Source organism: Bradyrhizobium sp. WSM2254, assembly GCF_000472645.1.
GTDB lineage: Bacteria > Pseudomonadota > Alphaproteobacteria > Rhizobiales > Xanthobacteraceae > Bradyrhizobium > Bradyrhizobium niftali.
Genome location: NZ_AXAB01000036.1, coordinates 63,344 through 84,058, shown reverse-complemented (window position 1 = coordinate 84,058; position 20,715 = coordinate 63,344). Strand labels below are relative to the sequence as shown.

The 20,715-nt window shown below is 64.1% G+C and carries 18 protein-coding genes and 2 pseudogenes; 9 read left to right on the top strand and 11 right to left on the bottom strand.

What is annotated here, in order from left to right; translation table 11 throughout:
• Nucleotide 1 precedes the first annotated feature (1 nt).
• The 3 genes from A3M7_RS0125760 to A3M7_RS0125750 form a co-directional block, all read right to left on the bottom strand.
• Entirely contained in the window at nucleotides 2-304 is a 303-nt protein-coding gene (locus A3M7_RS0125760; protein ID WP_008139488.1) for an HU family DNA-binding protein, read from the bottom strand.
• Nucleotides 305-649: 345 nt separating this feature from the next.
• Entirely contained in the window at nucleotides 650-1,882 is a 1,233-nt protein-coding gene (locus tag A3M7_RS0125755) for an acetyl-CoA C-acetyltransferase (RefSeq protein ID WP_027546502.1), read from the bottom strand.
• 237 nt (nucleotides 1,883-2,119) lie between these two features.
• Complete coding sequence (locus tag A3M7_RS0125750) at nucleotides 2,120-3,580, bottom strand: GH1 family beta-glucosidase (protein WP_027546501.1); 1,461 nt, start codon at nucleotides 3,578-3,580, stop codon at nucleotides 2,120-2,122.
• 462 nt (nucleotides 3,581-4,042) lie between these two features.
• Here A3M7_RS0125750 and A3M7_RS0125745 point away from each other — a divergent pair, with 462 nt between their 5' ends.
• From A3M7_RS0125745 to A3M7_RS0125735, 3 genes are read left to right on the top strand one after another with little or no spacing between them, the layout of a single operon-like run.
• Nucleotides 4,043-4,996, top strand: coding sequence for a sugar-binding protein (locus tag A3M7_RS0125745; protein ID WP_027546500.1), 954 nt, complete (start codon nucleotides 4,043-4,045; stop codon nucleotides 4,994-4,996).
• A gap of 29 nt (nucleotides 4,997-5,025) precedes the next feature.
• Nucleotides 5,026-6,528: a sugar ABC transporter ATP-binding protein gene (locus A3M7_RS0125740; RefSeq protein ID WP_027546499.1), complete on the top strand. Its 1,503-nt coding sequence runs from the start codon at nucleotides 5,026-5,028 to the stop codon at nucleotides 6,526-6,528.
• A 12-nt stretch (nucleotides 6,529-6,540) separates the two neighbouring features.
• Nucleotides 6,541-7,566: an ABC transporter permease gene (locus tag A3M7_RS0125735; protein ID WP_027546498.1), complete on the top strand. Its 1,026-nt coding sequence runs from the start codon at nucleotides 6,541-6,543 to the stop codon at nucleotides 7,564-7,566.
• 97 nt (nucleotides 7,567-7,663) lie between these two features.
• On the opposite strand, the pseudogene A3M7_RS47160 reads toward A3M7_RS0125735, so the two are convergent.
• Nucleotides 7,664-7,933, bottom strand: a pseudogene (locus A3M7_RS47160) (family 1 glycosylhydrolase); the annotation flags it as partial.
• 630 nt (nucleotides 7,934-8,563) lie between these two features.
• On the opposite strand from A3M7_RS47160, the gene A3M7_RS44935 reads away from it, so the two are divergent.
• The 4 genes from A3M7_RS44935 to A3M7_RS44930 all read left to right on the top strand — a co-directional run bounded on the left by A3M7_RS44935 (nucleotide 8,564) and on the right by A3M7_RS44930 (nucleotide 13,008).
• Nucleotides 8,564-9,331, top strand: a complete 768-nt coding sequence (locus A3M7_RS44935) for a M48 family metalloprotease (RefSeq protein WP_198033812.1) — start codon at nucleotides 8,564-8,566, stop codon at nucleotides 9,329-9,331.
• Between the two features lie 560 nt (nucleotides 9,332-9,891).
• Nucleotides 9,892-10,677, top strand: coding sequence for a hypothetical protein (locus tag A3M7_RS48865; RefSeq protein WP_156936978.1), 786 nt, complete (start codon nucleotides 9,892-9,894; stop codon nucleotides 10,675-10,677).
• Nucleotides 10,678-10,757: 80 nt separating this feature from the next.
• Complete coding sequence (locus A3M7_RS0125715) at nucleotides 10,758-11,216, top strand: hypothetical protein (protein ID WP_027546495.1); 459 nt, start codon at nucleotides 10,758-10,760, stop codon at nucleotides 11,214-11,216.
• Nucleotides 11,217-11,235: 19 nt separating this feature from the next.
• Nucleotides 11,236-13,008 carry a S8 family serine peptidase gene (locus tag A3M7_RS44930; protein ID WP_084302511.1) on the top strand — a complete coding sequence of 591 codons (1,773 nt, stop codon included), beginning with the start codon at nucleotides 11,236-11,238 and terminating at the stop codon, nucleotides 13,006-13,008.
• Between the two features lie 52 nt (nucleotides 13,009-13,060).
• Here the strand turns inward: A3M7_RS44930 and A3M7_RS51315 are convergent.
• The 3 genes and pseudogenes from A3M7_RS51315 to A3M7_RS49870 form a co-directional block, all read right to left on the bottom strand.
• Nucleotides 13,061-13,147 (bottom strand): annotated as a pseudogene (locus tag A3M7_RS51315) (family 1 glycosylhydrolase); the annotation flags it as partial.
• Between the two features lie 34 nt (nucleotides 13,148-13,181).
• Nucleotides 13,182-13,589 (bottom strand): hypothetical protein, encoded by a 408-nt coding sequence (locus A3M7_RS0125705; protein WP_027546494.1) that lies wholly within the window; start codon nucleotides 13,587-13,589, stop codon nucleotides 13,182-13,184.
• Between the two features lie 60 nt (nucleotides 13,590-13,649).
• On the bottom strand, nucleotides 13,650-13,817 hold the full coding sequence (locus A3M7_RS49870; protein WP_177234646.1) for a hypothetical protein: 168 nt from the start codon (nucleotides 13,815-13,817) through the stop codon (nucleotides 13,650-13,652).
• A gap of 493 nt (nucleotides 13,818-14,310) precedes the next feature.
• Here A3M7_RS49870 and A3M7_RS0125695 point away from each other — a divergent pair, with 493 nt between their 5' ends.
• Nucleotides 14,311-15,129, top strand: coding sequence for a phytanoyl-CoA dioxygenase family protein (locus A3M7_RS0125695; protein WP_027546493.1), 819 nt, complete (start codon nucleotides 14,311-14,313; stop codon nucleotides 15,127-15,129).
• Between the two features lie 91 nt (nucleotides 15,130-15,220).
• Here the strand turns inward: A3M7_RS0125695 and A3M7_RS49865 are convergent, their stop codons facing one another.
• From A3M7_RS49865 to A3M7_RS0125675, 4 genes are all read right to left on the bottom strand, one after another.
• Nucleotides 15,221-15,454: a hypothetical protein gene (locus A3M7_RS49865; protein WP_027546492.1), complete on the bottom strand. Its 234-nt coding sequence runs from the start codon at nucleotides 15,452-15,454 to the stop codon at nucleotides 15,221-15,223.
• Complete coding sequence (locus tag A3M7_RS49860) at nucleotides 15,451-15,750, bottom strand: hypothetical protein (RefSeq protein ID WP_027546491.1); 300 nt, start codon at nucleotides 15,748-15,750, stop codon at nucleotides 15,451-15,453. The genes A3M7_RS49865 and A3M7_RS49860 overlap by 4 nt, the downstream gene beginning before the upstream one ends.
• 137 nt (nucleotides 15,751-15,887) lie before the next feature.
• On the bottom strand, nucleotides 15,888-18,359 hold the full coding sequence (locus tag A3M7_RS0125680) for a TonB-dependent receptor (protein WP_027546490.1): 2,472 nt from the start codon (nucleotides 18,357-18,359) through the stop codon (nucleotides 15,888-15,890).
• Between the two features lie 149 nt (nucleotides 18,360-18,508).
• The gene (locus A3M7_RS0125675; protein ID WP_027546489.1) at nucleotides 18,509-19,867 is read right to left on the bottom strand and encodes a histidine kinase; all 1,359 of its coding nucleotides are present in this window, start codon (nucleotides 19,865-19,867) and stop codon (nucleotides 18,509-18,511) included.
• A gap of 210 nt (nucleotides 19,868-20,077) precedes the next feature.
• Between A3M7_RS0125675 and A3M7_RS0125670 the strand changes: the two genes are divergently transcribed.
• Nucleotides 20,078-20,698, top strand: a complete 621-nt coding sequence (locus A3M7_RS0125670; protein WP_027546488.1) for a response regulator transcription factor — start codon at nucleotides 20,078-20,080, stop codon at nucleotides 20,696-20,698.
• The last annotated feature ends 17 nt before the right edge of the window (nucleotides 20,699-20,715 follow it).

The following is a 20,715-nucleotide window of genomic DNA, read 5'->3' as shown; positions in this document are numbered from 1 at the left end:
ATCAGGCCACGGCGTCCTTGGCAGCCTTGACCGGGCGGGCGCGGACGATCTTCCGGGCCGGCTTGGCCTTGAACATCATCTCTTCACCCGTGAACGGGTTGGTGCCCTTGCGCGCCTTGGTCGCGGGCTTCTTGATGACCACGAACTTGGCGAAGCCCGGCACCAGGAACAGGCCGTTCTTCTTGAGCTCCTTGTGACCGACGTCGGTCAGCGTCTCCATGACGCTCTTGACGTCGCGCTTGGAAAGCTCGGTGGCGGTCGCAATCTTTTCGATCAACTGCGATTTGGACATTTGGGCTGGCATCGTGTCTCCTCTGATTCGTTGCCGGTTGCATATTAGACCAACCGGCGAAGGCCTAGAGCCTTCTGCACAGTTATGTCGCGATTTTACGGGCTTTTTTGGCCCTCTGTGGCAAAAAACCCTGCTTTTTAGCTACTTCCGGAGCGGGAAGAGCCTCTGGCAGCGGATTTTACCTTGTTTCAAAGGCCCGCACGCAGCCTTGCTAAAGCTGATTCGCCGCTTTCGACAAGCGACGACCGGCCTCTTTGTGCAAGGAGGAGCGCGTTTCGCCCTAGAAAATAAGGCCAGATTGCATCGCCGAGGCGATCCGACCTCTCCCCGCAAGCGGGGAGAGGTGAAGAAAGAAGGCTAGATGCGCTCGATGACGATGGCCGGCGCCATGCCGCCGGCGGCGCACATGGTGACGAGACCGCGCTTGAGGTCGCGCCGTTCGAGCTCGTCGAGCACGGTGCCGATCAGGATCGAGCCGGTTGCGCCGATGGGATGGCCGAGCGCGATCGAGCCGCCATTGACGTTGACCTTGGCGCGGTCGAGCTTGAGGTCGCGGATGTATTTCTCAGCCACCACCGCGAAGGCCTCGTTGATCTCGAACAGGTCGATGTCGTCGATGGTCAGCCCCGCCTTCGCCAGCACCTTGCGCGTCGCCGGCACCGGCGCGTTCAGCATCAAGGTCGGCGAGTCCCCCATGTTGGCCATCGCCACCACGCGGGCGCGGGCTTTAAGGCCATGCGCCTTGGCGTAGGCGGGCGAGGCCAGCAGGATCGCGGCGGCGCCGTCGACGACGCCGGACGAATTGCCGGCATGGTGCACAAAGTCGATGTCGAGGTCCGGATATTTCTGCAGGATCAGGCCGCGATAGGTGGTGCCCTTGTCGTCGAGCGCATAGTCGGCAATGGCGGGGAAAGCCGGCTTCAGGCTGCTGAGGCCTTCCATCGTGGTCTGCGGCCGCGGATATTCTTCGTGGTCGAGCGCAAGGCTGCCGTCCTCGCGATGAACGGGGACGAGGCTCTTCTTGAAGTGCCCGTTCGCCATCGCATGCGCGGCGCGCTTCTGGCTCTCCAGCCCGAGCGCGTCGACGTCCCGCCGCGTGATGCCTTCCATGGTCGCGATCGCATCGGCGCAGACGCCCTGATGCGACTGCGGATGCCGCGCGCGCAGGCGCAGATTGCCGGAGTCCATCATCATCGGACCGCCGCCGCGACGTCCCTCCATCGACATCATCTCGCAGCCGCCGGCGATGACGAGGTCTTCGGCGCCCGCCATGATCGAGCTTGCGGCCATGTTGACGCTGGTGATGCCGCTTCCGCAGAAGCGATCGAGCGTCACCGCGCTGGCGCGCACGTCGTAGCCGGCATCGAGCGCCGACATGCGGCCGAGATCGCCGCTTTGGGTTGCGACCTGCGCGCTGCAGCCCCAGACGATGTCGTCGACGTCGGCCGTATTGATGCCGGTGCGATCGGCGAGCGCGCGCAGCACGGTTGCGCCCAGTTGCTGCGGATGAATGCCCGAGAGCGCTCCCTTGCCGGCCTTGCCGACGCCCCGCGGTGTCCTGCAAGCATCGATGATCAGCGCGTCTGCCATTGGCGTTGTCCTCTTGTTATGAGTGTTGAGGACGGTTTTGAATAAGGGGGAGAGTGGAGTCAATGCGGGACGTTTGCGCCCCTCACCCGGATTTTCCGCTGCGCGAAAGCCTCTGCGACGTCATGGCCGGGCTTGTCCCNNCCATCCACGCCTTGCTACGCCGCACGAAGAACGTGGATGCCCGCGACAAGCCCGGGCATGACGATCTCTCAGATGGCTTTGCATGGGGGGACGCGACTACACCCCCGCCGCGTTCTTCGCGATCACGTTGCGGTAGTAGCTCGCGCTGAGCTTTGGCGTGCGGACCTGCGTGTCGAAATTGACGTGATAGAGCCCGAAACGCTTGCTGAGCCCGAACACCCATTCGAAGTTGTCCATCAGGCTCCAGAGGAAATAGCCACGCACCGGCACGCCTTCGGCGGTGGCGCGCTGGAGCTGGACGAGATAGTTGCGCAGATACATGATGCGGTCGGTGTCGTAGATCTTGCCGTCGGGCGTCACCACATCGTCGCCGGAGGTGCCGTTCTCGCTGATATAGATCGCATCCGTCTTCCAGATCTTTGCCGCCAGCTTCGGCACCCAGTAGATCGTCTCCGGCGCGACGCGGAGCCAGTCCGAGTTCATGCGCGGGAATGATTTCGGGATCGGCAGCGGCATGAAGCCGGCGCCCTGGTCCGACGGCACCACATAGTGCTGCGGCGCGTAGATGTTGAGGCCGAGGAAGTCGACCGGCGAGGAGATGATCTTCAGCTCGGCGTCGGTGTATTTCGGCGCATTGGCGCCCGCGTATTTCAGGAACGCGTCGGTGTAGCTGCCGGTCATGATGACGTTGAGATAGCCCGCGTTCATCTCGCGCAGCGCGATCTCGGCGGCGCGGACATGCTCGGGCGTGTCGATCGCGGGAACGCAGACGTCGATGTTCTCGGCCGGCCCGACCCTGGTGCCGCGGCGGCCATGGGCGCGCACCGCCTGCACCGCAAGCCCGTGCGCGAGCGCGCTGTTGTGCCTGACCTGGTTGACCTCTGCTTGCGGCAGCGTCACGCCGGGCGCATCGATGCCGATACCATAGCCGAACTGCACGAAGCGGCCGCTCTCGTTCAGCGTGAACACGTTCTTGACGCGATCGGTCAAACGCTCGGCGACATAGGCGGCATAGTCGCCGAAGATCTTGCAGGTCTCCGTCGAGCGCCAACCGCCAAAGCGGTCCTGGAGCGATTGCGGCAGGTCCCAGTGATAGAGCGTCATCCACGGCTCGATGCCGTTCTTCAGCAGCTCGTCGACGAGGCGATTGTAGAAGTCGAGCCCCGCAGGATTCGGCTTGCCGTCGCCGTCGGGAAACACCCGCGGCCAGGCGATCGAGAAGCGGTAGGCCTTGCAGCCGAGCTCCTTGATGAGCGCGATATCCTCCTTGTAGCGGTGATAGTGCTCGTTGGCGCGATCGCCGGTCGAGCCGTCCTCGATTTTGCCGGGGATGCGGACGAACCTGTCCCAGATCGAGGCCCCTCGCCCGTCCTCGTTGACCGCGCCCTCGACCTGATAGGACGAGGTCGCCGTGCCCCAGACAAAGCCGACGGGAAAGCCGCTGTCGCGCGAGGCCGCTGCCGCCGGCTTGGCGTCGGCGACTAAGGGATTTGCTACCCCGGCAGCGGACAGCCCCGCGATTTTCGCGAACTGGCGACGCGAGACCTTGTCCGACATTGGTATTGCCCCGAGATGATTGATGCGGCGGCACAATGACGGCACGCAACCGGTTTGAAAAGCGCCGGCGCCGAAGCTTGAGGATGCAGAATTGCGCTGCCGGTGTCGCGACATGCCGGGTCGTCGAGAATAGGGTTCCCTGACAATTCCCTGACTTCAAATATTGCGATGCAACCATATGCGGCGGCGCCCCCTTGCCTGCACGATGGTCGGCGGTGCGGCGCCGAGCACTGCGGTCCCCCGTCGCGTATTTCGCCTTCAATTTGCACGCGTGGTGGGCTTCTGCTACGCTGAGGTACGTGCCTCATTTCACCTCGCGGATTGCCCGTTGACGGGCCACCGCCGCAAAAGAAGCGGATGGCGGCCGTTCCGCGTGCACCGTGGAGAGGGGGCATGCGCTCAATTTCGCGCTCAAGCAGAGTTGGCCTGCATCAAAGGCCGGCCACCTAAGGGAGGATGGTAATGAAGCGACTCTTGGTTGCAGGTGTATCTGTTGCTTTCGCAATTGCACTGGGTACCGGCTCGGCCGTCGCGGCGGACAAGAAGGTTCTGGCCTTCGTCGTCAACGGCGCGTCCGACTTCTGGAAGATCGCGGAAGCCGGCGTGAAGAAGGCCCAGGGCGAACTGCCCAACTACAATCTTCAGCTCAAATATCCGGAACAGGCCGCCGCTGCCGTTCAGCAGCGCATGATGGACGACCTCGTCGCCGCCGGTGCCGCCGGCATCATGGTCAGCGCGGTCGATCCGAAGAACCAGGTCGAGCACCTCAACAAGATCGCCTCGCAGTCGCTGCTGTTCACCACCGACAGCGACGCGCCGAACTCGAAGCGCATCGCCTATATCGGCTCGTCCAACGTCGACCTCGGCAAGGACGCCGGCAAGCTGATGCTCAAGGCGCTGCCGAACGGCGGCAAATGCGTCGGCTTCGTCGGTCTTCCCGGCGCCGACAACGCCCGCGAGCGCATCGAGGGCGTCAAGGAGACCATCAAGGGCTCGAAGGTCGAGCTGGTCGACGTTCGCGGCGACGAGATCGATCAGACCCGCGCCAAGCGTAACGTCGAGGACATCCTCGCCGCCATGCCCGACGTGAGCTGCCTCGTCGGCTTCTACTCCTACAACACCCCGCGCATCTATGAAGTGCTGAAGGAGGCCGGCAAGCTCGGCAAGATCCAGATCATCGGTTTCGACGAGGATCCGATCACGCTGGGCGGCGTAAAGGAAGGCGCCATCGCCGGCACCGTCGTGCAGCAGCCGTTCGAGTGGGGCTATCAGGGCATGAAGCTGATGGCGAAGTACATCGAGGGCGACAAGTCCGGCGTGCCCGCCAACGGCATCATCATCGTGCCCGGCAAGGTCATCGACAAAGCCAATGTCGACGACTTCATGGGCTCGATGAAGACGATGCTCAAGAAGTAGGAGACGTGCGGGCGTTGCCGCAAGCTTCAATGCCTGAGCCGTTTCTCGAACTGATCGATATCAGCAAGAGCTATCCCGGCGTGGTCGCACTCGACCACGTCGGCCTTGCCGTGTCGCTTGGCGAGGTGATCGCCCTGATCGGCGAGAACGGCGCCGGCAAGTCGACCTTGATGCGGGTGCTCGGCGGCGTGGTCGAGCCGAGCGGCGGCCGCATCCGCGTCGACGGCGCCGAGCGAAACGCGCTCACAGTGGCGGAGGCGATCACCGCGGGTATCGCTTTCGTCCATCAGGAACTCAACCTGTTCGACAATCTCGACGTCGCCGGCAACGTGTTCATCGGCCGTGAGCCCGTGCATGGCGGGCCGCTGCGGCTGATCGACCGCAAGACGCTCTACGCCAGGACTCAGCCGCTGCTGGACCGCCTGGGGGCCGATTTCGCGCCGGACGCGCCGCTCGCCGAGCTGTCGCTGGCCCAACGCCAGCTCGTCGAGATCATGAAGGCGCTGTCGCTCGATGCGCGCCTTGTGATCATGGACGAGCCGACATCAAGTCTGACTCTTTCCGAGACCGACCGGCTGATGCGGGTGATCGCGGCCCTGAAAGCCGACGGCGTCAGCATCATCTTCATCACCCATCGCCTCAACGAAGTGATGCAATGCGCCGACCGCGCGGTGGTGTTGCGCGACGGGCGCATGGTCGGCGCGCTGACCCGCGCCGAGCTGTCGCCCGCGGCGATGATCCGACTAATGATCGGGCGTGACCTCAAATCGCTCTACGTGCCGCCGGCCGCTCCGCCCGGCGAGGCCGTGCTCGACATCGTCGAGGCCGTCACCGACACCTATCCGGAGCGCGCGGTGAGCCTGTCGGTTCGCCGCGGCGAGATCCTGGGACTGGCCGGTCTCGTCGGCTCCGGCCGAACCGAGCTTGCGCGCGCCGTTTTTGGCGTCGATCCGCTCCGGGGCGGTGCGATCAAGCTGAACGGCGAAGCCATCCGCGTGACAACCCCGCGCGCGGCGATCGACCACGGCATCTATCTGATCCCGGAGGACCGCAAGGCCTGCGGGCTCCTGCTCGACGTGTCGATCGCCGAGAACATCTCGCTGCCGGATCTGTCGTCCTATCTGCGCTTCTTCCTGGTCAACACCGCGCAGGAGACGAAGAACGCGCGAGCCCAGCGCGAGCAGCTCAAGATCCGCGCGCCAGACGTTGACACCACCGTTGGCTCGTTGTCCGGCGGCAATCAGCAGAAGGTCGTGCTGGCCAAATGGCTGTCGATGCGGCCCAAGGTGCTGATCTTCGACGAGCCGACGCGCGGCGTCGACGTCGGCGCCAAGCAGGAGATCTACGAGATGCTGCGCCGGCTGACCGACGCCGGCGTCGCGATCCTGATGATTTCGAGCGACATGGAAGAGGTGATCGGCGTCAGCGACCGGATTGCCGTCATGCACGAGGGTGCGATCTCGGGTTTCCTTGATCGCAGCCAGTTCAGCGAGCACAATGTGCTTCAGTTGGCCGTCGGCCACGCGGTTTGAGACGAGGGTGCCTTGAACAAGAAAGATCTGAGCCTGCTGGTCCTGATCCTGGTGGTCGGCGCGGTCGTGGCCTTCATCAATCCGCGTTTCCTCTACGTCGGCAATCTCTCCAACACACTGAACCAGGTCGGGATGTTTGGCATCTTCTCGATCGCGGAAGCCTTCGTCATCATCATCGGCGGGATCGAGCTCTCGGTCGGATCGGTGATCGCACTGCTCGGCGTTCTCTTCATCGACCTCATCGTCAATCACGACGTCAACTGGATCCTCGCCTTTGCGGCGGTCATCGCCGCCGGGCTCGTGATCGGCCTCGTGCACGGCGCGCTGGTGACGCGGATGCACATCCAGCCGTTCGTGGTGACGCTGTGCGGACTTTTGATCTATCGCGGCGCGGCGCGCTATTACACCGAGGACGCGACCGCCGGCTTCGGCTTCGGTGCCAGCTTCCCGACGCTGGAATGGCTGACCGCGGGCCGCACCAACGTGCTCGGCTTTCCGCTGCCGCACAGCGTGGTGGCGCTGATCGTCGTCGCCGCTATCGCTTGGGTGCTGCTCCATCGCTCGGTGTTCGGCCGCTATCTCTACGCCGTCGGCAAGAACGAGGAGGCCGCGCGCTATTCCGGCATCCGTTCCGGGCGCGTGATGATTTCGGCCTATGTCATCTGCGGCGGGCTGACCGCGTTTGCCGCGATCCTGTTCGCGATGTACACCCGCTCGATCTCGCCGGCCGTGCACGGCTCGTTCTACGAGCTCTATGCCATCGCCGCGGCCGTGCTCGGCGGCTGCTCCTTGCGCGGCGGCGAAGGCTCGATCGTCGGCGTCGTGCTCGGCACCGTGCTGCTCCAGGTGCTGCAGAACCTGGTCAATCTGCTGGGAATCCCGAGCTCTCTGAACTTCGCAGTGATGGGCGCGGTGATTCTGATCGGCGTGCTCGCCGATCAGTATCTTGTGCAGCGACGACACCACGTGAGCCCGGCCAAAGGCCGGGGGCAGACGAGTGTGGCGGCCGCGCCGCTCGAGCGGGTGAAGGTGGAGTGAGGGACGGACGGTCTCGCGCCAGATTGGGCCTACTCTTCAGCATCTCCTGATCCTTGCAGCTTGCCGCGCAGCGCCGACATGACGCTTCGCGTGGTTTGGCGCGATCGCCGGTCGAGCCGTCCTCGATCTTGCCGGGGATGCGGACGAACCTGTCCCAGATCGAGGCCCCTCGCCCGTCCTCGTTGACCGCGCCCTCGACCTGATAGGACGAGGTCGCCGTGCCCCAGACAAAGCCGACGGGAAAGCCGTTTCCGCTGCGCTGCATTGCGGCCGGCTTGCCGTCCGCGAGCTCGAGCGGCCCTGTCATTCCGGCTGCGGACAGCCCCGCGATTTTCGCGAACTGGCGACGCGAGACCTTGTCCGACATTGATGCTGCTCCGCTTCTCTTGGTTTCGGACCGGCACAATGACGAGTTCCGGCCGATTTGAGAAGCAGTGTCCCTGGTTGTCACGACTGCAACCGACGCTCACATCTGTCGTCCCCGACGTGGAGCGCCGATAAGGCATTATCGAACCAAACCATTGTTTAGCTTGAATGGAACCCGGTTCCCGAGGTCTCATCTAGACGGTTCACACCGAAGTGAATCGGACGCCCCCGTGTGGATACCGGGATTTCCTGTGTTCACGGCATGAAACTCGCATGACATGGCACCGGGAGATCCGTAACTTTTGCTTTGAACGCGCACGAGGGGACAAGGGTGATTCACGCTGGCGTAAGCCCGATGGCGTTGCGTGGTGATCGGCACGGCCAAGATGTCGCTGCCGACCTCACGCCGAGCGTTTCGTTCGCTCTGGTGCGCCATGCGCCGCGGGAGATGCTGCGCGTTTTACGGTGCGGCCCTGCCGTCGCCGTGGAGATCCATTGGCCGTCGGGAGAGGCAGGCCTCTTCCTACGATGCCGTATCGAGCCGAGCTCGAGAGACCAGTGGCGGTTACGGCATCGGCGGCACGCCCATCAGACTGTGAACCATCAATCATCTCAATTGGCGATCCTTGCCATGACATTGCTGCTCGCCGTCTGCGGCTGGAGCGTCGGCGGAGCCGAGGGCATGCAGCGGGCGCTGTTGGGAAGCACGCCCCGTCCCGACGAAACGGTCATCTCGCGCGAGAACGTGTATCGCTGGTTCGGCGCCCGCCTGCTGTCCCCTGCGGAGGTGCCGGACCTGTTCGCCGTTCTGACAAAAGTTTGCAGCAGGGCCGGGCTGGTGCGATTACCGGATCTCTATTGTCTGCCGGCACCGCGCGACATGAATGCCTATGCGCTCGGCGGACCGGAACGCAGTGCCATCGTGTTAACCGAAGGCCTGCTACGCGGCATGACGCGCGACGAAGTTGCCGGGATATTGGCCCATGAAGTCGCTCATATCCGCAACAATGATGCCTGGACGATGGGCTGGGCGACAGCGTTGCGACGCGCGATCGATTGGACCTCGCTCGCTGGTCTCGCGTTGCTGCGAACCGGCCATCATCACGGTGGCATGACATCAAGCCGGCCATTGGCGATGCTGCTGAGCGCAGCACCAGCTCTCGGCCAGCTCCTTGGACTTGCTCTGTCGCGAGTTCGCGAACTGGATGCAGATGCAACGGCGCTCGAACTGACCGGCGACTCGCGAGCGCTGATCGCCGCACTCGACAAGCTGGAGCGCCATCACACCGGGTCCGCACCAAGCCGCACGTCCGCATTCGTGCATGATCCGATGCGCTTGCTTCGCAGCCATCCCGCCACCTCCGAGCGCGTCGGCACATTGCTCAACCTCGCCTATTAAGCACTCGCTCAAGTGGGCATCTGCGTACATCGGAAGGCTCGCTGACCAGGCAAAGAGTGCTGACGAAGAATCCGCGCGGCTTGAAATTTCTGCGGAGTTTGATCGCCGCCAAAATATCGCCGCGCTTTCGCGAAACTATTTCGACGCGAGTACGTTTTCCGCGTCTCTGCTCATTGCAGCACTGGGGAGAAACCAGCGTAATTGCCAAGCGTTCGAGCGGACGTGAGACATAAATGATAAATGGCTGGCCATCGTGCCAGCGAGGAAAATCCGCTCCCACCTTTTTCGACGGCAATGATTTTGCCGCTCTAAAACACCTCACCGTCGGCTTGTCACCTTGAGGGGACGCATCTCGCGCCTCCCAGGCGGGCGACATTGCCTGCGGCTGAGACTTCCGTGCCAAGCATTCGAACTTGAAGCTCCAACGCCGTCGCACCGGCGTGACAGACCGCTATTGCCAGCGAAGGGGTCGTGCATGCGACCGGCGTTTGCAGGATTCTTGGCAGGATTCTTGGCAGGATTTTGGGCTGAGGGCACCACCATCGCAAGGAGACCAAGCGATGACTTATTACGACACCCTGCAACAGAACCTCGCGCATGGTTCGCCGTTCGGCCAATTCGGTCCGCAACAATGGGGATCGGGAGCATTCGGTTCGCAAGGCGGCCAACAGTATGGAGGAGGCGGTCTTGGATTGGGCCAGGCGGCCTATGGACAGCAACACGGACAGTTCGGCGGTCAGCCGACCTTTGGCGCGTTTGGATATGGCCCCGGCTGGGGCGGGCAAACGGGCTGGGGTCAGCAGCAGCCTCAGCAGCAGCCTCAACAGCAGCCCTGGGGCGGACAACAGCGCCAGCTTTCGCCACAGGACGTGAATGAGGTCGTGCGGCAATTGGTACCGGCGCTGCCTCAAATTCTCGCGCAAGCTCAAACTCCATTCGCAGGAATGGGCTATGCGGCTTACGGCCAGGCGCCGCGGCAGCTCAGTCCGCAAGACGTGAGCGAGGTGGTGCGGCAGATCCTGCCGATCGTGCCGCAAATCATGGGAATGCTGCAAAGCCAGCCCCAAATGCAGCATTCGGCCATGCACGGCGGTCCCGGTCAGGGTCAATTCGGAGGCCTCGGTCAATTCGGTCCCGGCTATCCCACACAGACTCAGCCAGCGCAGATGTGGGGTACGCAGTTCGGCGCGCCGCAGTTCCAGGCGGCATTCGGCGGTCCGACGGGCTTTGGCCAGCAGCGACAACTGACGCAGCAAGATGTCGCCGACATCACCCGCCAGCTGATCGGCGTCATACCCCAGGTCATCGGTAACCTTCAGGCCTACGGCCAGCAGCGGATGATCTGACCGCGCGGTAAGGCGCGACCGCCGCCAAAAGCGGCGGTCGCGCCTGCCGTTGCGCATGCTTCCTCCGAAGGAGAACCCTCATGTCGGATTCCAATCCCTCCGCCGCATCCGCGTCACATCGCCACTCCTCAGACATTCAGCAGCTCGTGGGCCTGCTCAGCAATTTGATGCCGCTGCTCTTGCGCCTGCAGTCGCAACCGTTCGAGCAGCCGTTCCGAACCATGCCCGGCAACTTCCCGATGCCGAACCCGGTGCTCGATCATCAGGCTGCGGAAAACATGATCGGAGACATGATCGCGGAATCGCTGCGCTCGCTCTCCGCCTATCTCGAGGCCAACGCGGCACAGCATGCGGGCCTGGAAAACTGCGTCTCGATCGTCACCCAGGCAGCCAACAAGTTTACCGAGCGGGATTTTCCGCAGGCCTTCAACCTGATCTATTTCGCCTATCGCGCGATCGAAGCCGCCCGCGCAGCCGATCCCCGCCTTCCGTTACCGCGACAGGCTTCGATCGATCGCACGCAATCTTCTATCCACTGAAATCAACGGAGGCCACGCCATGGCAACAAGTCCAGATGATGCCCGACCGACCTCGAGCGACAATCGACGCAAGCCAGTGCGCACCACTCAATACATGATCGCGCCAGCGGGCGCCGGCATCAGTGCTCAAACGCTGGCCGAACAATTGAATCGGTTCGGCAACATCCTGTGGACCCACGACCAGCGCGGCGTCAGCGGCCCGCCAATTGCGATCGTGCGCATGCCTGACGAAACCGCCGAGGCCCTGCGCCGTTCCACGGGAGGTAGCCTTATCATCGAGCCGGACAGCCATCTGCGAGCAGCATCCTTTGCCGGGCCAACCTCCTCTTTGATCCCGACCACGACGATGACCGCGCTCGGGCCGGACTTGACGGTGACGATCCGGGTCCTCAGCGAAGCCGGAGCGCCTGTGGAACAGGCAATTGTGCGGCTCGTTGGCGGGCAGGCGTCAGCTCAAGGACGGACGGACCGTGATGGCAACGTCGATCTTGCGCTGCGCGACGAAGTGCCGGAAACAGTCGCCGCCATTTTCGTCAGCCCACGCTCCGGCCATTGGGGCTTGTGGCAACAGCAGCCCTATATCGAGGCCGATGCGGTGAACACCCTCACCCTGAAACCGTTGCCGCTACCCGGCCGGCTGGATTGGGGCGGCGAAGCGATGCGCTTCGATCAGGTTCCCGACCACTGCCGTGGAGCCGACGTCAAGATCGCGCTCATCGACAGCGGCGTGGCGACCAGCCACAAGCAATTGGCTCACATCAAGCACGGTATCGATGCTAGAGGTGGCGAAGATCGCTTATGGTCGAAGGACGTCACTGGCCACGGCACACCTTGCGCAGGCATCATCAATGCGGCAGCACAGGCAGATTTCGGCATCCGCGGCTACGCCCCGGACAGCGAGCTGCATGTTTGCAAGCTACCCCCAGATGCCCGTTGCAGCGACCTGATCGCGGCGCTCGATGATTGCCTGCAATACGGCATCGACGTGGCGTGCATCGGAGTCGGTTGCGAGCGCGGCTCCGTGCTGGTTGAGCAGCACATTGCCATGGCCAAGCAGCAAGGCGTCAGCATCATCGCTGCCGCCGGCAACTCCGGAGAGGGCATACTGTTTCCGGCCTGTTCTCCGCATGTCGTAGCGGTCGGTGCGGTCGGACAGGTGGGAAGCTTCCCGGAAGACAGTCTCCAGGCGGCGCAGGCCGCAGCCGCCACTGCGGCGGCGGGTGGGTTGTTTGTACCGCCGTTTTCCTGCCGCGGGTCCGAACTCGACCTGTGCGCGCCCGGTGTTGCGGTCATTGCCTGCCAGTCGCCGGACGGCTACGCGGTCTGCGACGGCACCTCGCTTGCAGCGGCTTACGTCGCCGCGCTTGCAGCCTTGATCCTCGCCGACCACGCCGACTTCAAGGGCAGCTTCGCCGCAAAGGATGGCCACCGGGTCGAACGGCTGTTCCAAATTCTGAAGGATACTGCGCAGCCCATCGGCCATCCATGGCAGACCGGGGCCGGGTTGCCGGATGCAGCCCGCGCACTTGGCGTCCGATCCGATCAGCGGCCCCTCGCCATGCCTCTGAATGCCGGATTGCGCGAAATGCGCAACGCTATTCGGCAGCTCGATCGGATTCCATTCAGCGCAAGCCGAGCGATGATATTCGAGCCGCCGCGCGGCCCGGCCAACGTGACGCGGCTTCCGCTGAACCCGGCCCCTCTGGCGTTCCAGGCTACCGGCGCGGAAACAGCGACGGTGCATGAACTCAGAGCAGCCATGGCGCTCGCGGGTCTAGCGGAAGGACCTTAGGGGATGATCGGGACCCCGCAGTCCTAGAACGTCGCGCGCAAGCCTGCATAAGAACCCGCGGCCAGGCCACCGAGGAGCGGTGGGCCTTGCAGCCGAGGTCGCGGATGAGCGCGATGTCCTCCCTTTAGCGATGATAATGCGGGCGCCCCGCGGGCCGGCGATGGCCACTGCGATCAGCGCGAGCGCTTCGGCAGCTTTGGAAGTTTGCCGGGATTGAACGCGGGGACCTCTCCGGCTTGTTCAGGTGCCGGCGGCCGCTGTTCCGTCAGAATGAGCGTCCCCTGCAGGATCATTCCCGGCACTTGTTGTGCCGTCGCCGTGTAAGTCGCGATCTTGCCGGGGCAGTGTCCCTCGATGTCCAGCGTGAGTTCATCATCGACGCCGAAGACCGTCGCACGTCCATCGGTATGACGCCTCGTCAACACGGTTGCGGTGAAGCGATCGCCGTCGACCTTGCAGGAGCCGTGATAGGTCATCAGGCTGTCGCGGCCCCAGATCTGGCCGTCGGCGACATGGACGATCCCGGTCCCCTGATCGAGGGGCGTCTTGTACCACGCCGTGTAGGTGCCATCCTTCAGCATGGGAGGCGTCTCCCTGGTATTCCCCCGCAAACAATCCGCACCATTAGCGCTAAGAAAGCGTTAATCGCGCGGCCCGTGCCAATCCGGTCGGTCCCTGCGCAGCTCGGCTTCAAGGTCCTCGATGATGCTATGAAGCAGACACGCGGCAAGCGGGTCGGTCACTTCCCGTTCCAGATGCCGATAACGCGCGATCCGGGATTCCTGTTCTTTCAACTGGTGCTCTGTCATCAGACGGGCCCTCCAGCACACCGACGCGAAGACAGCCGAACAGTTTCATTAAAATTTTCGGATCATTTGCCATGGTTTCCGATCGGTTAAGGGCGACGCGACGTCAAGATTTGGCTTGGAAAAGCGGAGTTGGCCCGGGTGCGGCTTTGCCACGGGTCAAAAAGCCGACGTCGCCCAGGTGCGACGCGGCGTCAGCCAAGCGGCCAGATGCGGACTCTTGTCTTTGAGTCTTGCACCGCTGGCCTCATGCCGTTTTTTGATCCTTCAAACCTATCTGTGCTACGCTAAAACATCATGATGATCCGCACATCCGATATCGTCTCGGTCTTCTTCCTCAGCCGCTAACAGCGGCGCCTGCTTCGAGCGGGTGGAAGACAAGAGCGTGTTGGGCAACTGCCTGGCCGCCCATCCCACATTCCTGGACCGATGAGCCGCCCCCAACGTCGCATCACGCGGCGACAGGTGACCGGCCTATAACGATATGAGGATATTCATGCCTGCTGATGAATATGAGTCGATGCGCGCACTCAGCGATGAACAGATACAGCAATTCATTCGCGACGGATTCGTCCGCGTCGACCGGGCGTTTCCGCGCGAGCTTGCCGACGAGGCCCGCACCATCCTGTGGCGCGATACTGGCTGCGATCCCCACAATCAGGCGACCTGGACGAAACCGGTCATCCGGCTTTCCGGCTACAAGGACGCGCCGTTCCTGAAGGCGGAGCGCACGCCGGTGCTGCACGCCGCGTTCGATCAGATCGTCGGCGAGGGCCGCTGGCGCCTGGGCTCGCTGGGCTTCGGGGGCACGTTTGTCGTACGCTTCCCCCATCCGGATGAGCCCGGAGACGACGGTTGGCACATCGATACAAGCTTTTCCCCCGATGGCGGCGATCCGAATGAGCGGCGCGCGAATGTGAGGTCGCGCGGCCGCGCCCTGTTGATGCTGTTCCTGTTCTCCGACGTCGGCCCACGCGACGCCCCAACGCGGATAAGGGTGGGATCACACATCGACATGGCACGCTTCCTCGCGCCAGCGGGCGAGACTGGGATGTCGCAAACGGAAATGGCGCAGGGTTGGATGGGAGCCGAGCGGCCCGAGGCGCTGGCGACGGGTGAAGCCGGCACTGTCTACCTGTGCCATCCGTTCCTCGTGCACGCCGGGCAGCGCCACCAAGGGACGGCGCCGCGATTCATGGCCCAGCCGCCGCTGCATCCCTCGGAACCCATCCGGCTCGAGCGGGTGGACGGCAATTATTCACCAGTCGAGATCGCGATTCGGCAGGCTCTTCAGGGGGCCGGCTTGGCGGAATAACTCCGACCGGCCCCAAGGCGTCGGCCCGGCGGCTAAAAGTCTTTAACGCCAACGACGTTCGCTCAAATCATTACCGGCGCGGTCTCTGATGTCACGGCACGTCGCCGGCCTTGCGACTCCCGCCGATGCTGTGCGGCTTGTTGAGGAAGAACTCCCGATTGCCGAGAGCCGCCTCCGCGTACTGATCGATCGCGACCTGGATGGCCTCGATGTGCATCCGGCACCAGCCTTCGTAACATGACAGGCGCCGCGCGTGATCGAGCGCCTTCAGGAATTCCGGCGGCTCCTGCATGTCGGAGAAGTAGGTCGGCCTCTCGCCCTTCATGCCTGTGCCACCTCTCGCGGCGGGACAAGACGGCGCTTCTCGACATGACCGCGCGGCGGCGTTGGCCGCCGGCGGGGAATGAAGAGGCTGGCGACGACAATCGGGTCGGTGTCACCGAGCGCGGCCCGCTCCTGGACGAGCCCGCTCATCACCGTGCGCATCTTCATGACCTCGTGGGCCACGAAAGTGCAGTCCTCGTCCCGGTTGATCTGTTCATGCATGATCGCTTCGGCCTCGCGCATGCTGACACGTAACGCTCTGATGACTCTGCGGATTTCATTGATGCGGTTGTCCATGGCTGGCTCCTTGGCTGGACGGCCAACATAAGAACAAATCATGAACATTGTGTCAATCGGCCTAAGGTAGAACGGGCCGGTGCCGCCACCCCATGACAAGGCTGGGCGACAGGTAGATCCGCTTCGCCGCGCCGAGCTCAGAACGTCACCCGCATTCCCGCATAAAACGCGCGCGGCCTTGCCGGGCTCAGCGAGCGCGGGTCGGTGAAATCGTTGCCGCCATTGGTGAAGTTGGGCAAGGCTCCGCGATCGAAGAACTGTCCGTAGGTCGCGTAACGCTTGTCGAAGATGTTGTCGACCTTGCCGTAGAGCTGGACGTTCTTGGTGACCTGGTACGAGGTGTGGAGATTGAACACCGTATAGGATGGCAGCTTCGTGTATTGGTTGGACTCGTCGCCGACGAGATACTGGCTGGAGACGAACAGCGCGTTGCCGCCGACCTTCCAGACGTCGGTCACCGCATAGTCGACGCCCAGCTTGACGCGGTGGCGCGGGATCGCAGGGATCTGGTTGCCGGGCGAGACGTGGATGGTCTCGGTCACAGGATCCCTGAACGGGCTCTCCGAACCGAGTTCGAGCGCGTCGAGGAAGCGAGCGTCGACGAAAGCATAGCTCGCCTGGAATTGCAGAGTGGGCGACTTGATGTTGACCTCGGCCTCGAGGCCCTGCCGCCTGGTACGGCCGACATTGGAGAAGTAGCCGAAGCCGGTGCGTCCGACCGCAGGAACGGCGACGATGTCGTCATAGTTGGTGGCGCGGAAGCCGCCGATCTTCCATCCGAGCGTGCCGATGTTCAGCTCCTTGCTGCCGCGCAGGCCCGCTTCCACGGTCTTGGACACGACCTGCTTCAACGGCGGGTCGGAGACGAGGAACGCCGCGATCAGACAGGGACGGACCGGATCGGCGCAGCCGAGCTCGAGCGGCGTCGGCACGCGGTTGGCCTCGGAATAGCCGGCATAGGCGGTCAGCTCGGGCGTGATCTTGTAGGTGCCGCCGATCACCGGATTGAAGCGGGTGAAGGTGTGATCGCCGTTGAGAGCGGTGCCGAGCTGATCTTCCAGCGTGATGCGCGCCACGTTGAAGCGGCCGCCGCCGGTGACGGCGAAGGCATCGGTGATGTTGAACGTGTCCATCGCGTAGAGGCCGTTATATTGGTTGACGGTCCGCAGCGAGACGGGACCAGCGACGGGGGCTGGTGAGCCTGTCGGTCCCAGGAAGACGCCACTGCCGCTGACGACGTAGTTTTCTCCGATCGAACCGATCTCGGCGGTGGCGTTGTAGCGCGTGACGCTGGCGTCATAGGTTGCGCCCACCACGAAGCGGTTGTCGTGCCCGAGCAGCTGATCGGTGTTGGTGGCCTGCCCCGACACGCCGAAGGTGGTCGACCGTATCGAGCTGCGGTCGATCTCGCCGAGGATCGTCCCCGAAGGAAACGGATTGGCAAGCTGCACGCCGTTCGTGCCATTCGCCGGCGTCGTATCGTCGCCGAAGCACAAGAGCCCCGCGATGGCGCACTCCTGCACGTCGGTCGGGTTGCCATCGACCAGCTTCTGCTCGTACCGGCGCACATGGGCGGTGCCTTCGAGCGTCCAGGTCGGCGTCGCATCGACCTTGCCGGTGAGGTTCAGATAGCCGACGCGGTTCGAGGTGGTCTGCGGCGTCGTGTAAGTCGCGCCCCAATATTTGTCGAGCAGCTCGGCCGGAACGGTGGCGCTGGCGCCGAAATCGTTCTTGGCCACCCCCATGTTGGCGTGGAATTCGCTGTCGCCGGCCTTGTAGCCGACATCGCCGTAGAAGCGCCGCACGGTTGATTGCGAGAAGTTGCGGAAGCCGTTGTCGTGCAGGCCTTCGAGCGCGGCGTAGACGCCGTAATTCTGGTCGACCTGCTTGCCCCATTGCGCCGCGCCCTGGATGCGGCCGAACGAGCCGCCCATGACGTCGAGCTCTGCGCCCTGATAGGTGAAGCCGTCCTTCATTTGCAGGTTGAGCGCGCCGCCCAGCGCATTGAGGCCGAAGGCGGGGTTGTTGGTCACCAGCGTCACCGACCTGATCGCGGCGGTCGGGATCAGGTCCCAGTTGACGGCGTCCGAGAAGGCTTCGTTGATGCGGACGCCGTTCTGGTACACGGCAAGGCCTTGCGGCGTGCCTGTCACCGGCGAGGCGACGAAGCCGCGGAATTCGACATCCGGCTGAAACGGATTGCCGGTGACTTCGGTGATGTTGACGCCGGCGATGTTGTCGCGCAGCGCGTCGGTGACGTTGAGCGAGCCGGTCCGCCTGATCTGGTTGGCATCGACGGCGTTGATCGCGGAAGGAACCTTGTCGACATCGAGGCCCCTGCCGGTGCCCGGCGCGGTCGGGTAGACGTAGATGCGTGTCTTGGGGCGGCTCGACGACGATGCCCCCGCTTGCGTCACCGGCCGCGACGGCACGTTGCGCCTTGTCGTCGCGGGCGACGGTGCCGTCACCTCGACCGGCGGCAGGTTCTGAACGTTGGTCTCATCATCCTGCGCGGCCCCGGCAGGGCCCGCAAAGACCAGCCCCGACAGCAGCCCCGTCGAAACCGAGGTCATCCACAAACGACGCTTGAACCAAAGACGCGTGCCCATCCCAGCCTTCCCATCCGTGACCGCCGGCTGTTTTGATTTTTCGCCGTTTGGTCGAGACGAGTGTATTCGGCGGCAGCGCACGCGCCAGCCACAAAAGGTCGGGCGATATACGCACCCGTTTTCCCGACGAAATCGGGAATTTTTCCCGATCAGGTCGCCGCCGTCGGCACCAGCGCCTCGACGGTCAAGCCGCCGTCGCCGGAGACGACGTTGAGCGTGCCGCCCAGCGCCAGAATCCGCTCGCGCATGCCGACAAGGCCGAAGCCCAGCTTCTGGCCCGGCTCCATGCCGCGGCCATTGTCGCTGACCCGCACCCGGGCACAGCAGCGGCCATCGCGCGTGAGCTGCTCTGCCGGCTCGATGACGACATTGACCGCGGTCGCGCCGGCATGGCGGAACACATTGGTGAGCGCCTCCTGCACGACGCGGTAGATGGTGAGGTCGGCGGTCTCTCCGGTCGCCCCGAGCCCGGACGAGATCGTGGTCTGGATCGTGACGTCGGGATGCGACTCCCGCCACAGCCGCGACAGCGATTCGAGCGCCTGGCCGAGGCCGAGTTCGGCAAGGCCGACGGGACGCAGCCGCTCCAGCACGCGGCGGGTGAACTGCTGCAGCGCGTTGATCTGCTCCAGCAAGGCGCTGCCATGCTTGCGCACCGCCTCCGCGCTCGGCGCCCGCCCGTCCGCGAGCTTCGCCAGCGCGCTGGCATGCGCGCGCAGCGAGAACAGATACGGCCCGAACTCGTCATGCAGCTCGCGCGCGATCTCCTTGCGCTCCACGTCCTGGAGCGACACCGCGCGCTCGGCAAGGCGCCGCTTGTCCTCGACCGCCTCACCGAGCGTTGCCGCAAGATGGTTGAGCTTGGTGCAGATCGCGGCGAGCTCGGGCGCGCCGCCCGGCGCGACGCGCGCCTCATAGTGCCCGCCCTCGAGCTCGGTCATCGCCTCCGCCAGCGACTGGAGCGGCGCCAGCGCCCGGCCGACCACATTCATCATCACCAGGAACAGCGCGAGCGCGATCACCGAGCCGACCTCGAGCTGGGTCACGATGCCGTCCCAGATCTCGGCGATCTCGTCGTCCGGATGCGAGGTGATCCGCAGCGAGCCGGGCCTGCCATGGATCGAGACGGGCACGCTGACCGCGGTCTGCTCGGGATGAACCAGGCTGACGAACCAGGCCGGCGGTCCGCGCGCGTCGTCATCGGCATCGGGCCGTGGCGGCGTAAGCGGGTTCCCGCCGGAATCGTGAAGCGCGATGCTGACATGGCGCAGCCGGCTGAGATCGCGCGCGATCTGGTTCAGCCTCGCATCCGGATCGGGCGCCTCGTTCAGGTCCGCCACGATCATCTCGATGAACTCGCGCGCGAGCCGGATCACGCTCTGGTCCTCGGCCTGCACCCGCGGCCCCGCCTCCGCGACCTGGCGGCCGATATTGACGGCGAGCCCCAGCGCCAGCAAAAGCGCCAGCAGCAGGTTGATGCGCGCGCGCAAGGATAGATTTCGCCACATTGGTGTCGCCTGTGCCTCGCGAAGCCTGGCCTGCACCTGTCCGATGACGTTGACAGAGGCGAAGCGCCCGATATCTAATCGAAAGCGTACAGCAATCCCGGCCGGGTTGCATGAGGCGACATGAGACGCGCGTGGCTCTCCTGTCCGGTATCATGCGGCGCAAAACAGGCAGGTTCTATCACGGGGAACGCGCTGTCGCGGGGAACGCCTATGCGCATTCTGATCGTCGACGATCATCCCATTGTCGCCTCCGGCTGCCGTGCCGTGCTGGCCGACGAGGGCGAGATCGAGATCCTGGAGGCCGCCGACGCCGAAGACGGCGAGTGCGTCTTCATCGTCGAGCGCCCCGACCTCTGCGTCATCGACATCAACCTTCCGACCGTCTCCGGCTTCGAGCTGGCGCGCCGCATCCTCGAGCGCGCGCCCGAGGCCCGCATCATCATGTTCAGCATGAACGACGACCCTGCTTTCGCCGCGCGCGCGATCGAGTGCGGCGCCAAGGGCTACGTCTCCAAGACCGGCGACCCCGACGATCTCGTCGAGGCGATCCGCACCGTCGGAAGCGGCGGCACTTACCTCCCGAGCGCGATCGCGCGCAGCATCGCCTTCGCGGGACCGGCGCTGGCGCAAAGTCCGCTGTCCAAGCTGAACGCGCGCGAGATGGAGATCCTGCGGCTGCTCAGCGCCGGAAAGAGCCTGTCCGAGATCGCCTGGCTGGTGCAGTCGTCCTACAAGACGGTCGCCAACACCTCGTCGATCATGCGCCAGAAGCTCGGGGTCAAGACCTCGGTCGAGCTGGTGCGGCTGGCGATCGACAGCGGCGTCGCCTGACGCGCGGGCAGCCGCCA